The 14,495-nt window shown below is 52.4% G+C and carries 9 protein-coding genes; 3 read left to right on the plus strand and 6 right to left on the minus strand.

Translation table 11 applies throughout. From position 1 onward, the window contains the following. The first annotated feature begins 268 nt into the window (after positions 1-268). Positions 269-3,277: an FG-GAP-like repeat-containing protein gene (locus tag VE954_RS41245; RefSeq protein ID WP_324964241.1), complete on the plus strand. Its 3,009-nt coding sequence runs from the start codon at positions 269-271 to the stop codon at positions 3,275-3,277. On the opposite strand, the gene VE954_RS41250 is transcribed toward VE954_RS41245, so the two are convergent. The 3 genes from VE954_RS41250 to VE954_RS41260 all read right to left on the minus strand — a co-directional run bounded on the left by VE954_RS41250 (position 3,219) and on the right by VE954_RS41260 (position 7,857). Next, positions 3,219-4,046 carry a quinone oxidoreductase family protein gene (locus tag VE954_RS41250; protein WP_324964243.1) on the minus strand — a complete coding sequence of 276 codons (828 nt, stop codon included), beginning with the start codon at positions 4,044-4,046 and terminating at the stop codon, positions 3,219-3,221. The genes VE954_RS41245 and VE954_RS41250 overlap by 59 nt on opposite strands. A gap of 135 nt (positions 4,047-4,181) precedes the next feature. Further along, positions 4,182-4,778 (minus strand): outer membrane protein, encoded by a 597-nt coding sequence (locus tag VE954_RS41255; RefSeq protein WP_324964245.1) that lies wholly within the window; start codon positions 4,776-4,778, stop codon positions 4,182-4,184. Between the two features lie 223 nt (positions 4,779-5,001). Then, positions 5,002-7,857 (minus strand): 7TM diverse intracellular signaling domain-containing protein, encoded by a 2,856-nt coding sequence (locus VE954_RS41260; protein ID WP_324964247.1) that lies wholly within the window; start codon positions 7,855-7,857, stop codon positions 5,002-5,004. Positions 7,858-8,114: 257 nt separating this feature from the next. On the opposite strand from VE954_RS41260, the gene VE954_RS41265 reads away from it, so the two are divergent. Together VE954_RS41265 and VE954_RS41270 are read left to right on the plus strand one after the other, a co-directional pair. After that, positions 8,115-8,837: a 7TMR-DISM family protein gene (locus VE954_RS41265; RefSeq protein ID WP_324964249.1), complete on the plus strand. Its 723-nt coding sequence runs from the start codon at positions 8,115-8,117 to the stop codon at positions 8,835-8,837. Next, on the plus strand, positions 8,782-10,809 hold the full coding sequence (locus tag VE954_RS41270) for a 7TM diverse intracellular signaling domain-containing protein (RefSeq protein ID WP_324964428.1): 2,028 nt from the start codon (positions 8,782-8,784) through the stop codon (positions 10,807-10,809). Before VE954_RS41265 ends, VE954_RS41270 begins: the two co-directional genes overlap by 56 nt. A 9-nt stretch (positions 10,810-10,818) precedes the next feature. On the opposite strand, the gene VE954_RS41275 is transcribed toward VE954_RS41270, so the two are convergent. The 3 genes from VE954_RS41275 to VE954_RS41285 form a co-directional block, all read right to left on the minus strand. Then, entirely contained in the window at positions 10,819-11,826 is a 1,008-nt protein-coding gene (locus VE954_RS41275) for a hypothetical protein (protein WP_324964252.1), read from the minus strand. A gap of 207 nt (positions 11,827-12,033) precedes the next feature. Beyond that, a complete protein-coding gene (locus VE954_RS41280; protein ID WP_324964253.1) occupies positions 12,034-13,392 on the minus strand; it encodes a carbohydrate porin in 1,359 nt (452 codons plus the stop codon). 162 nt (positions 13,393-13,554) lie between these two features. Continuing rightward, positions 13,555-14,292: an SDR family oxidoreductase gene (locus tag VE954_RS41285; RefSeq protein WP_324964255.1), complete on the minus strand. Its 738-nt coding sequence runs from the start codon at positions 14,290-14,292 to the stop codon at positions 13,555-13,557. Positions 14,293-14,495: the final 203 nt, after the last annotated feature.

Below are 14,495 nucleotides of genomic sequence, written 5' to 3' on the forward strand. Positions count from 1 at the left end.
ATTCCTAAAGCACCTTGAAATCAGGCTAAGTCAATGAGAGCAGGTTGCTATAGCGTACTTACCCCAGGACTCGCCAAAGCATTTTTCCCTGAAATCCAGGCGGAGAATTACAGCGATATTACGTGAGTCTTGTCAAATATTGATATTTCACGGCCCGCTTACCATATGAAACATCAATCAAAATAAAAGCTTCGTCTAAGAAGATGTCTCAAGGCATCCTGCTTATCGTCCGAGCACTCAGGGTATACCAATCGCAGGGGAACTATCGATGTCGCCTCAAAATCATCTTCTTACCGCGGCATTGGCTCTGTTTGTCATCTTTCCTGCGGGTTGTGACCCCTTTAAAGCCTCAACATCATCCCATCGCAAGGGAACAACAGCGCCCTGCACAGCTCTCGTGGCGCCTGAAGACCTGGCGAATCTGATCAGTGATCCGGCCCAGGATGAAGAGGCCGCACGCGCTGGTATATTAGCCATTGGTAATGAAATGATCCAAGACCTCTGTGGTGAACTGAATGCCACTTACGATAGCACAGTTGTGGGCGTGATCGCTGAAGGCGCCGCCGCAGAAATGAACACGGCCGTGGGCACTCTTATTATCACTGAGACCGGTTTCAAGGCACGCTCCGGGCTCACCTCTGACATTGAGATCGCAGCGCCAACGGTGGTGGCAGCTCCCATTATTCGTGGCGCTATTCTCCGTTTATCGGATCCTCGTGCCGACCTGGTGTCCTCCAAAAAAAGAGTGGATCTTGCCAAACACATAATCTCAGGAACCTCGGCCGCCCTCAAAGGTCGAACCAGCGAGATGACCACAGAAGAAACGTTGGACGTCTTGAGTGAAATGACCTATGCAGCCGTTACATCACTCCCAGGTGCAAACCTGGTCGGAGACAACGCGAAGGAATCGGTATCGGCCGTGGCCCTGACTGCAGTTGGCGCTTTGCCCGAAGCTGGCCTTGAAAGCGCCAGCATAGGGTCAGGTGCCCGAATGGTTGCCGAAGGCGCCGTTGCCGCGCTGGGGGCTCCTGGATTCGAAACTGGCTCGCTAGGCAGTCTGTCGGGCGACGTCGCAGGATCCGCGCTTCAGGGTTTAAGCGCCGCAGGATTGTCAGCCGAAACAATTATGCAATCAGGTGCCATTGATTTGATAATTTCCGGCGCTGCCTCCGGTTTGACAAGAAATAACATGAGCACGGCCAGTGCCATGGATGCCATGGGATCCATTGCAGGAGCCGCGGTAGGCGTTCTGTCAAAGGTTGGCTTGAACACGCCCGAATTGAGAAACGATGCACTCAAGGCCGTTGTGAAATCATCCATGAATGGAGCGCAGTCATTGGCCGCCAACTCCAACGAATCTTTGGCAGACGCTATGTCTGCCGTAGCCAACCAGGCTGTTCTTGCCCTCAGCAGCGGCGGCTTTGAAACAGATCAGATTGGATCAGCTGTATCCGCGATTGTGGAAAGTGGAATCGCCCAGATTGCAGAAGCCGGTATCACCGATCCGGCGTTCGCGACCCAAATTGCAGCAAGCCTTATAGAAGGGGCCCTGACAGGAGCAGGCTCGCTGATGCAATCAGGAGCCATGGACACTGAAGAAGGCACCGAGGCCATCCTCGCAGCCAGTACAGGAGCTGTTAAAGGATTGGAGAGCCTGCAAACCGCAGGCATCATCACGGGTGATTCAGTTACAACATTCACCAACAGCATTGCCGAAAGCGTTACATCCGGCCTTGAAAAAGGAGGAGCCACGGCTGAAGTCGTAGCCAGTGCGCAAAATACCGTTACCACTTTGATTCAGAGCGATGAGGTTCAGGGTGGTATTCAGGCCAATGCCGGAACCGCGGAAGCGGTCGCAACGCCGATTGCTTCCGTGTTGGGTGGAACCTACTCGGCGGCGATTTCAATTGCACTGAGCACGATGACCAGCGGTGCCACTCTAAGATATACAGTCGACGGCTCGATTCCTACATCAAGCCACGGCATGCTCTACCTAGCGCCGATCTCGCTGACAACGTCAAAAACCCTCAAAGTCATCGCGTATAAGACCGGCTGGGCTCTGTCTGAAGTCTATTCTGTGACTTACACCATCAACATCCCCACGTTTGCAAACGCCGTCACTTTCAATACTGGAGCCGATCCTGAAGGTGTCGCAGCAGGTGATTTAAACGGCGACGGCAAAATCGACCTTGCGGTCGCACTCTACACGGGCAAGGGCGTCAGCCACCTGCTCGGCAATGGGGATGGCACGTTCGCTACGAAGCAGGATGTTGCCAATTCACCCAACAGTTTAGGCTCCTTTGCGAACATCAATTCCGCCATGATCGCGATGGAAGACGTGAGCAATGACAGCAAGCCTGATGTCATCTGGGGTGCATGGGGGAGTAACATGTTGAGTGTCCTCACCAATACCACCAGCGCCAATGCTTCGACGCTCACGTTTGCCAACAATATACCAACGGGTTACAGCCCTGGCGTCTCGGGGCCAAGGGCAGTGACGATTGCCGACATTGATGCGGATGGCCTCAAGGATATTGTCATAGGCGAGGGCAACGGCAACAAGCTTGTTATTTATTTAAATCAAAGTGGAACTCCGGGAACTTTTGTCATATTTGCAACAACCTTCCTCTTCAATCCTGACAGCTCCATCTATACTGGAAACACCCATCCATGGACTGTGGCGGTCGCTGATTTCAATAACGACAGCAAGCCCGATGTCGTCACGGGTGGAGGGTACGGTGGAATTGTGAGCGTCATTCTTAATAATACGACCGTCACCGGAACACCTGCATTTCAAACAGCGAACAGGATCAACACCAATACAGCTTTTACCTGTACCAACAACGCTACCGTAAGTCCAAACGACTTCAACGGTGACGGCAAACCGGATTTCATTGCGGCCTGTCCTACAGCTGGCACCGATAAAGTCGGTGTGTTTATCAATACGACGACCACCAGCGCAACAGCTGCGACCTTTACGGCGAGTAGTTTCGATACTATGGAAGGCATGAAAGCCGTGACATCAGGTGACGTGAATGGCGATGGCAAAGCCGATATTCTGGTGATTGCGGCTGGGGCTCCAGACTCCTTAAACATCTACCTTGGCAATGGCGACGGGACGTTTGGATCTGTCGAAACGTTTGCCCTTGGAACCGGAACCAGCCCCAGCAAGGTTATTCTGGTTGATCTGAACGGCGACAGCCGACTGGATGCTGTTGTTACTCACGGAACGACCAATCAGATTTCCGTACTGTTGAATCAATCCCCGGGAATTTAGAGCTGCAAGACAACTTTCCCGAAGTTCTGCCTGGATTCGATTGTGAAGCTTCCGAGATACCAAACATCCCGAGCCTCCCTGTGGGAGCCAGGGATCGAAAGCTTTTCCGAAAACTCTTCCCACCTAAAGGATCAATAATAAGGTGGGCGCCTTGACCCTGCGTCAACGCCGAAAATTCACGTTCCCAATCACAGGTATTGTAGTCTATGGGATGGGTCAAACCTCGGGCCCGCAGGAACTCATGCTTTTTCGCACTGGCCGTTCCATAAATCTCGGCACCCATGTCACGAGCCAGGTCGATAGCCGCCAGGCCCACGCCGCCGCCTGCGTTATGAATAAGAACCCTCTCCCCAAGTTTTAAGGCACCCATGACAATCAGAAGTTGATAGGCTGTGGCATACGTCGTCGGCAGACCACAGGCCACCGCAAACGAAACATCGTGAGGCTTACGAAAGACATTATCCAAGGGCAGGCAAACTTTCTCGGCATAACCACCAAAGAAAGTGAGACCAAAGACCTCCTGACCCATCCAGTCACTCAACACGCCAGCGCCGACTCGATCCACAACCCCAGCGATCTCATATCCCGGCACAATAGGATAACCCGGCACATCGTTATAGAGGCCCTGCCTGACCAGGATGTCAGCAAAGTTGATCCCAACCGCCTTAACAGAAATACGCAGGTTGCCTGCGCCAGGTTCGGGATCCTCAATATTTTCCAGGAGCAAACGCTCAGCGCCGCCAGTTTTCCTAACCATGATATGCCGCAAGTCCCTGCCCTCCTGAAGTTGTGAAGGGCAGAATCCGGGAAGATCAAGCAAATGGCAAGTGAAAGGGAATAAACAAAGAAAGGGGCGCTCCGCGATTCCTATCGCACGAGCGCCCCTAAGGACAAGGGATCAGAATCAGAATTTGAATGCCATGAAAACCGAGATATCGTTTCTTTGGATCGAGAAATCCTTGAGTTCCACGGAGCTCGATTCTTCGGAACTCATGTCACCTTTTCCGAGGGTGGTGCTGTATTTGTATTCGCCGCCTAAATCGACCGAAGGAGCCACGTTGAACGCAACGCCCAAGCCAAGGTCCGTGTTCAGGAGCGAAGCCGATTCGAATTCTTCAAGGGCAAATGAGTGCAAACTCAGACCAGCCTTACCGTAAACACTGAGGTTATCCTGAGCAATGAAATCATAAGCCAGGAATCCACCTAGGGCCAGGTCAGTGGCCTCGGAGTCGTCTTCTTCATAGGTCGTGTAAGAGACTTCACTGCCAAGTTTCGCACGATCGGCGAGTTTAAATTCGAAGTCCACACCAAAGCCAAGGCCGTTGGTGGAATCATCGGAATTATCATTCTCCAGATTCATGTTGATACCATTAACACTGAGTCGTTCGGCGTCAGTCTTGATCTGGCTACTAATAATTTTAGGTTTGATTGCGATTTCATCGGCGAGAGCGCTGGAAGCCACAAGAGCGGTCATTGTCATAATTGCGAGCGTACGAACCATTGTATTTCTCCTTGATGCCTGAGCTGCGAAACAACTTCGCGACAGGATAAGGAGCAAGACCCAGACCACATGATTTTTCAGTGAAATAAATGTCTTACCGCATGCTAAGGGCAAAAGGCTTGGCTACAGCAGTGTTCCTGAGGACACAGCTGGTCCTTGCCAGCCTCGTCAAGGTTTCGCAGCGTCCGACACCCAACGTATGCCAGACGGACAAGGATCGCGATCACGAAATACGCTGCAGCGGGAGACTGCCTTTTGAACTTAAAGCCGGTTTCCACCACAACTCATTCGGCAAGCGCATCACAAAACGGAAGGCGCGCCGACGCTGAGAATCGGCGACATTCAAAAATTCGATGACAATATCCCCACCGGCGGCATTCAAGTAACTCCGCACAGCATCCATGCCAACTCCTCGTCCAGAGATCTCCGTGATATCATCCTTGGTCGAGAATCCAGACTGAAACATCAGCTCGGCAACGGACTCATCCGAATAGGTCTGCATCCGGTCGAGCAAACCACGCTGCCGTCCCCGTTCTTCAATTTTTCTCAGATCAAGACCCCGACCATCATCACCAAAGTAAAGGATAAGGGCGTCATGGACGGCTACGGCTTCCATGATAATGGTTCCTGCAGGATGCTTACCAAGACTCTGCCTTTCGGTCGGCGTCTCAAGACCGTGATCGAGGGAGTTACGCAAGAGATGACCGAAAATGCTGTGGAGGACCTCAGCGCCTTGATCCTTCAAAACGATCGGCTGTCCAGGAAGCCGGAGCTCTGGAACAGCCTTCTTCAGCTCCTGCGCAAGTGCGTCCATATTTTTGCAGGCATCGTCCACGATGTCCTTAAGGGAACTGTAGCAGCCTTCCGCCAGTGTCCCCTCCACTTCCTGCAGAATGTCCTGTGCAGCCGGACTCAACTTTTCATGCAACAGAGTCTTCATGCGATTCAAGCTTTCGAGAGCCCTGGACCTGGTCAGGCCGATGGAGCTTTCCTTGTTCCCCCCCATACGCTCGCGACCAAGCTGCGCGTAGTGGTCGATCAGAGCGCTGATGCGTTCCAAATCCTGCAATAAACGCCCCTGATTCCAGGTATCCTTCTCGTGTTGCAGGGCATGGTAGGACTGCACTATGTCGTGGCTCATCGATGCGATGGAATGCAGGAAATAGGTTCGAGCCGCTCCCTTCAACGTATGCATATTCATAAAGAGCTGTCGGACCGCATCGGTTGATCCGTTCTGGCCACCTCCTTCAATGAGCTGGCGATTATGCAGCAGGTACTCGCGACTCTTGTGGATAAACATGCGGAAGCGATCCTCGGAAATGCGCAGGATCTCCTGAATCATGCGCATGTCTTCTTCCTGCTTCTGAGCTTTCCGCTTTAACGATCGAATTTCTGTGACATCGCGCATACAGACCAGGATTTTTTCCACCCTGTCCTGTTTATCCACAATTGGCGTCCAGTCGAGTTCCAAAGCTCTCGCTTCATCTGAGCCGACGGGTGTGTAGTCCATCTCCCGGACCAGGCAGTGGGAATTGGTTTCAAACGAAATGACGTCCTCACCACAGGATGAGTGCAAAGCCGAAAGAACCTGCGCTTTGCTATCACTACTCAGATTCGAACGCTGGAGCAAAAGCTCATCCACATCGGACGCGGCGATATCATCGCGATGCACGATGTGTTTCAGATGGTCCGAAAATTGAGGACCCACCACGTGGCCCGATCCGACCAGAGTAAAAATTCCCTGCTGGATATTGGCGAGAATGAGTTTAATATCGCGGGTCTGCTTTTCCACCTCGGACTGCAACGCGCGCCCCAGATGCTCCGCGCGACGGAAGGCCGTGGCGAAATACATCCCAACAATCTGACTCTGGGCCATGATAAAGAAAGTCAGGCCAACGCTCATGAAATTCACCGGCGACTGCTTACCGGCCTGCTGGTTCAACGTATCCACGGCGCCTCCAAACAGAACAAGCAGCCCGCCCAAACAAATGAGAAAAGCCCCGGCTTCACGATTGAAGGCAGCACGGACCGAGCAGTAGGCACAGGCTGCTCCAGCCACCAAACCTATATAAGGTGAGGCGAACCCGATGACACTAAAAATACGAACAGGTGTCAGAGCGAAAAAAATGGCAAAAAGCGTCATGCTGCCAACCACCCCGTTTTGCATACCCCTGGTCACATGCCTCGGGAAATAGCAGCGGAGAAACATGATGGCCAGCATGGGCGTTAAAACGCTGGACAAATACACAGTGCGGAACCCGAGAGAATAGCTGAAATCAAAATTGCCGAACAGATTATCCCCAAAGATACTCGGAGTAGCCGTACGCACGGCCAGAACCAGCGCCATTATACAAAGGACTAAAGACCCTTTATCTTCGGAACGTCGGCTGAACAGGCTAAAATTATAAAAGGCCGCCAGCAGCAGGGCTCCTATAAGGCAAAACGTGCTGCGATCACGGAGCATCTGATATCTCTGCAGGACCTTGATGGAAGCAATTTCAGGAGGTACCCACAGCCCGCCCCATATATGATCAAAGTTACTCACCTGGATCAGAAAGAAATAGTCCTGGTCACTCGTCATCACGAGAGGTTCGACAGTGTTGGTATAAATTTGCGGACCGGATGTGCCGGCCTGGGTCGTCACGTCACCAATCCTCTGCAGGGGCTCGGCGGCGCCTGCACCATCGGCGCGAAAAACATAAACACGTGCCGACGTATACGCTTGTATTCCTGCAAAACCCAGCATCGCATCCCTGGGTGATCCCTTCACCCGAAGCCCATAGCTCGCATAGCCAATATTCTTCATCCGACCGGGCGCGGCTTCTTCGAAAGACACGCCGACTTCAACCAGCTGAGGTTGAGTCCCAGGCGTTTCGATGCGTTTGACAAATTCCTGGGGAGTGAGCAGTTCATTGGCAAAGAAATACCATTCCCCATTTAATCGCAGCGGCACGTCCGGCGTCCAATGGTGCAAGGATACGGTTCCACCCTGAGCGGCCTGCCCCGCAGCTGCATAACCCGTCTGGCCCCAGAGTTGGACGAGAAAAATAATGAATAACAGGAGATTACGGATTCTCACGATCGAAGTCCCCCTAACATTATCAGTCCGCATACGTCGCTATCCTGATGCATTTATGTTGTCATAAATTGTTTGGTTTTGTTGGTTTCTTGCAAAAACCTGCAAAGGTCCTGAGTTGTTTTTTCAGCAAAATGCTTCGCTATGTTCTTTGATTTCATTCGTTTGATCCCGAAAAAGACAGTGACACGCGCAATTGCAGACTCCTGGCACTTTACCGTATCCTTAATGAATTGTGAGTTGGAAAAACCGGGAGCACCATGGACCTCTTCATCCGTCTTGTATCGACATTCGGGTTGTTAGTATCCCTGGCGTCCGCGCTTTCGGCCAGCCCTCAGGTTGCGTTTATCGGCGACGGTTTGCGCTATCGCATTGAGGATCGACCCATCACAATTGACGAACTGATCCAAAAACCAGGCGTCGACTTTCACGAAACTCATAGTTTTCAACCGAACATGGGCTTTAAATCCAACGCCGTCTGGTTTTATGCGAAGCTGGAAAATCCTTCCCCTTCGGCCTCGTCTATTATATTTGAGGTCGCGTATCCCCGATTGGAGGTCGTTGACCTCTATGTGGTCAATGCCAAGGGCGAGGTGGTCAACACGTTCCGCATGGGCACCGACGCGTCGGGTCCATCCAGGCCGATCCATCACCTCAACTTTGCCATTCCCTTACAACTTGAACCGGGCCAGCAGCTGCAGCTCTATATGCGAACCCTGACGGACAATCCCTTACGTTTTCCGGTCAAAATCTGGGAACCCGAGACGTTCCGTGCATCGCAGCAGTCGCAGCAGTTGCTCCAGGGGCTCTACTATGGTGGCATTATCATCATGGTGATCTACAACATGTTTGTGTATATAGGAACCCGGAGTCGCTCTTATCTCTTTTATTGCGTGTTCGTCAGCTGCACCGCTGGTTATCTGGCTTCTGACGGAGGCATTCTGCTTCAATACGTCTTCACCGAATCCAGTTTTTTGGAATAACAAGATCACTCTGCTCACGATCCTGGGCGCCAATGTTTTTGGCGTGTACTTTGCGACCTTTTTCATGAATTTGAAGCAACGCGATCCGAGGGTCCATCGGCACATTCTCTGGATCCTGCCGGCTCTGCTGACTATGACCCCCACGGTCTTTCTTTTCCCCTATTATGTGGTCGGAATCTTTTTCACCGGGCTGAGCACTCTCACCTCATGCCTTTTGATTGCCATAACCTTACGGGGACTTTGGCGACGGCAACGGGAGGCCTATTTTTACGCGGCTGCCTGGGCCTGTCTTCTGCTGGGGACCTTTGCTTACGGTCTTCTCTCGCTGGGATTCATCGAATCGAATTTTTTTACGGAAAAGGGACTCCAGCTCGGTTCGTTATTTGAAGTCACCATCCTCTCCTTTGCCCTGGCCGATCGCTTGAATCAGATGCGTCTGGCTCTGAAGGTGGCCAATGAACAGCTGGCCTATCAGATTGAGCACGTGGAAGAACAGGTCCTGATCAACACCCGCGATATCCGATCGATCATGGAACACATCCCCTTAGGCGTCTTTTCCATTGTACCTGGGCTCCTGGTGCACCGCGATTATTCGCGTTCGCTGGAAACGCTGTTTCGCAGTCGGGACATTGAAGGACAAAAGGCTCTTGATCTGCTCTTTGATCACGCCCTGATTTCAGACGATCAAAAGTCCCAGATCCAGGCCGCGCTCCTGCATGCCATCGGCGAAGAGGTTCTGGCCTTTGAAATCAACCGGCACTGCTTTGTGGATCAGGTGGTCGTGATATGCGAAGGGGAGCAGCGCATTCTCAACCTGCTCTGGAATCCCGTCTGCGATGATCAAGGCCTTGTGGAAAAAGTTTTGGTGACCGTGCATGACAGCACTCGTCTTTTGACATTGGAATATGAAGCGGAATCTCAAAAGCATGAAATGGCAAGGATCAAAAGGATACTCGATGTTCCGGCCCCAAGGTTCCATTCCTTTCTGCGCCAGGCTCATCAGGCACTGGTGGAATGCAGAGGCCTCCTGGAAGATTCCACGGATGACAGAAAGAATGTTCAATTGATACTGATGAATATTCATACGCTCAAAGGGAATGCCCGATCCCTCTTTTTCAATGACGTATCAGATATGTGCCACACATTGGAAAATGAAGCACGGCTGCTTTCGAAAGCTGACATGCTCACGGCTTTGGGTCATTTGGAAACGGAGGTGAAGGCCTACCAAAGCTTAGCCGTCACCAAACTGGGACGCAAATGGGATGCAGGCGAGATGGTCGAGTTGAAAGCGAGTTTCGTGCGCCGCATGGTCAAGGATCTTTTGGAACGTGATTTGATTCAGCATGCTCAGGAGCTGGAGCAGACTCTTTACCAACCCCTCGCTGCAGCTCTTCAGGAAAGTTTAAAATCCAGCTCGCGCCTGGCGGATGACCTGGGCAAAGCCCGGCCTGACATATTCATTGACGCTCAAGGCTTTGGCATCACACAGGATGGCTATGATGCCCTGCTCGGTGTGGTCATTCATCTCCTGCGCAATAGTTTGGATCATGGTCTGGAATCAGCCCAGGCGCGGAAAAGTCAAGGCAAGCCCGAGGCGGGACGTATTGAACTGACAGCTGGAGTGAGTGGCAATGATCTTGTCATCCGGTTTCAGGACGACGGTCGAGGACTGGCTTTGCACGAGTTGCGAGCCAGGGGCCTCAAGCGGAGCCTGATCACAGCGTCGAGTTCGGTGCAGACCATCGCGGAACTCGCTTTTGTACCGGACCTTTCCACGCGCGATACAGTATCCAACACCTCCGGACGAGGCGTTGGACTGGCGGCCGTTCGGGATATTGTACGCAAATCAGGGGGTGATGTGCGCCTTCACCTCTTGACAGTTCAAGGTGACTTTCAGCCTTTTGCCTTGGATATTCACCTGCCCCAGGAGCTCTGGACCCGGCTGCATCAGACAGCACGGGCTGTGGCCTGACGTGCGAGGTCAATCGCCGGCCCGATGGGGAATGAGTTCGAATTCTGCAGCTGTGGCCAAATCCGGCAGCAGCAGATTATCATTGACAAGAATAAAGCGGCCATTGGCTTGCAAACGAACAGCGCCCTTGGCCCCTGGAACAAGGCTGAAGCTTTGGGCTTCGACAGAGCGCGTGCAGACCCAAAATACAAACCGAGGCCCCAATCCAAAGTTTTCCAGATCCACACAGCTCTGACCGCACACTTCAGCAGGCGTTGTTTCCGTATCACACGTGGGCGGTTCGGGATGAGAGACAAAGAATCGAAAACCGTTCTGGAAACTCAGAAATTGAAAATTGAAACCATTGGCACATTCTACGAGTTGAAGGCTTTCCGTAATGGGTTTACGCGCAATAGAATCATAAGCCCATGCCGCATTGCCCGCGAGGCATTGGGTTGAACCTTTCACCCGAAGCTTATAACTGCCACCTGACAATCCCAAAGGTTCGGCAGCCACCGCAGCAGGCAGGATATCCAGCAGCTCCACAAGAAGGCGTATAGGGCTGCTCTCCGCGCTGGCGCGAATATTAAAATAAAGTTTCCTTTGCCATGTGGCCGCAGGAACCCGCAGGAGCCACGACCAGCGCGGATGGTTGTCAACCGCCTTGAAGGCCAGTGGCTGGGAGCCGCGCGAGGTTTGTATGTCCACTCCGTCCAGGACCAGCTTGCCGCGCCCTAGGACACGAGTGAAATCAGCGTTGTCGAAGGCCTGACAGCCAACTGAAACTGAGTCCGGAGTTTCGTTGAAGTCTTTCATAAGGTCAGGTTCGATTTGCGGATCCAGGAAGCAGCCCAGAAATGCTCCGCCTACCGAGACAGGCTCCGAGGCCACAGTCTCTTCGGTATCGTCTGCGTCGTCACGCGCGCTATCGCTCGCTGCCTTTGTGCCGGAACTGTCACGACGCTCCGCAAAGTTGATCCCTTTGCAGGCCAGCAGCATAAGGAAGCACGCAGCATAACAGCTGATCGCCGATTTCATGAATCCTCCTGAAACGATGGACCCCTTCTTATCGGATCAAACTGCAGCACGGCTGAAGTTCCGGGCGCCCATACCTCCCCGTTTCATTTGCGATCGAATAAGGACATCAATACGCAGGGTTAATCGAGGCTCTCCTAATTCTTTGTGCCCGTAATTATTTGCCTGGCCCGGTAAGACCCCCGAGCACAGGGCCCCCAGGGATGGTTTTCACCACCAGGCTTCAACCTGGGTTCCAGCCGACAATCCTGCTGTTTCATCGCCCCGGCCCGCACCGCGCAGAACCCGCCCTTTGGAGGCATCATTCCACTGCGCATAGGTTACAAAGAATCGAAGAGCGGGTCGTACCCAGATACCAACCGAAGGTGAGACAGTCGGCGCCAACGTAAACTTGGTCAGCTGCGACGTTTCATAACTGTTATCCGTCGTGTCGAAGATTCCGTTTTCAACCTTCTGATAACCAACTTCCGAGACAAGGGCGAATTGAGGGCTGAAGGCCAGGATAGGACGGATGCCGACCGTCAGTTCGTTTTTATCGGGGATGGCTTCCGAATTTGCGCCCTTTTCACCGTTGAAGTCAATCGTTTGGTACATTAAAACTGAGTCAAATGAGAAGTTCGCGGCTACATTTTCAGCTCGCAGCATCTCGATCACTCGAAAGGTTTTGGAGCCTTTCCTTTGACTTAAAAGGTCGTCGTTGCCTTTCGCAATATTCTGGCTACCGAATCCACCGCGTTGATCAATCATGCTGCCGCCCAAGGCTCCACTGGCGCCGTAAAGGCCTTGCCCATATTGAAAGACCAGAAAGTTTTTTAACTCAGGTGTGAACGTGTTTTCCAAAAACAAATGCAAGGACGTGCCGGTGAGGGACTCATACAAATCTTCACCCGTTTGAGAGTCCGCTTTCCCGGCATGCGCAAACAATCCCGCGACCTCCAGAAAACCGCCACCAACGGGAATCCCGGAATAGCGGACGTCAAAATTTTTCTGAGCGGGGCCAGCATCCGTGGGAATATGGTGCGTCAGCGCCAGGTGCAAAAAGCCTGGGCCCGCCTGATAATTTTCCAATCCAAAGCCTGGTCCTGAATTATCAAAGTAATAAAAATCCAGCATGTGGATGTCTTTGCGTCGATAAAAACGCTTACCCATCCACAGCGAGCTTTCAGGACTGACGACGCCGCCTGCCGACACGAAGGCTTCCCGCAGCGCTGCAGTAAAATCTGCAGAGACCTCAAACGAGCCATCAGGCAGTGTCTTGCTGTCGGGCGTGGTGGACTCCCAATCCCGATGACCTGACGATGCCAGAGCTAAAGTTAAATGCCCACGCCAGGTAGGGCTTTGATCATTGGCACGAGGCGCCATGTCCTGAACGAACGAGGCCTCAATGTAAGTATCGCACTCGTTGCCAAGGCGAAATTTTTCGGGTGCACCCGGGACTTGAAAGCACTGTTGGTCGGTACCGCCTTCGCTGAATCCCAGACCGGATCTCATGTAGCCGCGGAACTCAAAGGCAAGCGCATCGCCTGCCATGAGGGTCAGCACAAATGGAAGAACATGAATCGATTTCATAGTTGACGCCCTCTTTACAGAAATAAGCAAGGTACGCTGGGCCAGCAGAAGCTTTCCAAGCGAACACTTGTTCTAGCAAGGGAATATTCATCGCTCGCATTTCTGAGGAAAGAAAGCACAATCCGAGCACTACAGATTTTTTGGTATCTGAAAATGAAGAAATCAGGATCGCTTCGGCTTCACGCGGCTCATACCACCATCCACACCGATGACCTGCCCTGTCATCCAATTATTAGCAGGATCCACCAGCATGGCGAGGATGCTCGCAATATCATCGGGCTGACCAATTCTCCCTAAAGGATGCATCTGCGCTGAAGCTTTCTTCGCTTCATCGGAGCTGACAAATTTTTGACTTAACGGAGTTTCGACCAGAGCCGGGGCCACAGCATTCACTCGCACCTGACGTGGGGCATAACTTGCTGCAGCTGCCAAAGTCAGACCCTCGACCGCGGCTTTCGCGGCTGCAATGGCCTCATGATTGGCAAGTCCGTACCGCGCGGCCACGCTACTCATGAGAACGATACTGCCGCCTCCTTCCTGCACGAGGCGCGGTGCTCCATATTTAAGTGTAAGGAATGCCGTCGTCACATTCACATCGAAGACCGCGCGAAATTCATCCAGGGTCATATTGGTCACGGATTTAATTAAAATACTCCCGCATAGATTGACGATGCCATCCAGTTTGATGGACTGCTGTTCCATCTTCACTAGAGCCGACCGCCACCCTTCCTCATCACGCGCATCCCAGGCCATAGCCCTTTGATCGTAACGTGCGGCAAGGGTCTCGGCCTTGCTGAGATCCCGCCCTGCCACGATCACCGATCGACTCTGTTCCGTTAAACGTCGCGTTAAAGCTTCACCGATGCCACCATATCCACCCACAATAAGAATTGCCGACATGATTAACCTCCATTGTTTGCCAGACCTGCTGCCGCTCGACTGTAACAAATTCAAACTCTCGCGCTATACTTTTTCCTAAATAAATTAATGACTTGTGTACAGGTGCACAGGAAACAGCTTTTCATCGCACAAGGTCCGCTCCTTGGTACAAAAAGCGGGCAAGACAACTGGTCCAATTTTTGTAACAAGATAGGAAGGCCAGA

Origin of the sequence: Oligoflexus sp., from assembly GCF_035638955.1 — a bacterium.
Taxonomy (GTDB): Bacteria; Bdellovibrionota_B; Oligoflexia; order Oligoflexales; family Oligoflexaceae; genus Oligoflexus.

What these genes read in the sequence shown, in the direction of transcription:
- VE954_RS41285 (WP_324964255.1), bottom strand. Translation starts at nt 14,292, where the DNA reads ATGTCGGCAATTCTTATTGTGGGTGGATATGGTGGCATCGGTGAAGCT.
- VE954_RS41275 (WP_324964252.1), bottom strand. Translation starts at nt 11,826, where the DNA reads ATGAAATCGGCGATCAGCTGTTATGCTGCGTGCTTCCTTATGCTGCTG.
- VE954_RS41265 (WP_324964249.1), top strand. Translation starts at nt 8,115, where the DNA reads ATGGACCTCTTCATCCGTCTTGTATCGACATTCGGGTTGTTAGTATCC.
- VE954_RS41280 (WP_324964253.1), bottom strand. Translation starts at nt 13,392, where the DNA reads ATGAAATCGATTCATGTTCTTCCATTTGTGCTGACCCTCATGGCAGGC.
- VE954_RS41255 (WP_324964245.1), bottom strand. Translation starts at nt 4,778, where the DNA reads ATGGTTCGTACGCTCGCAATTATGACAATGACCGCTCTTGTGGCTTCC.
- VE954_RS41245 (WP_324964241.1), top strand. Translation starts at nt 269, where the DNA reads ATGTCGCCTCAAAATCATCTTCTTACCGCGGCATTGGCTCTGTTTGTC.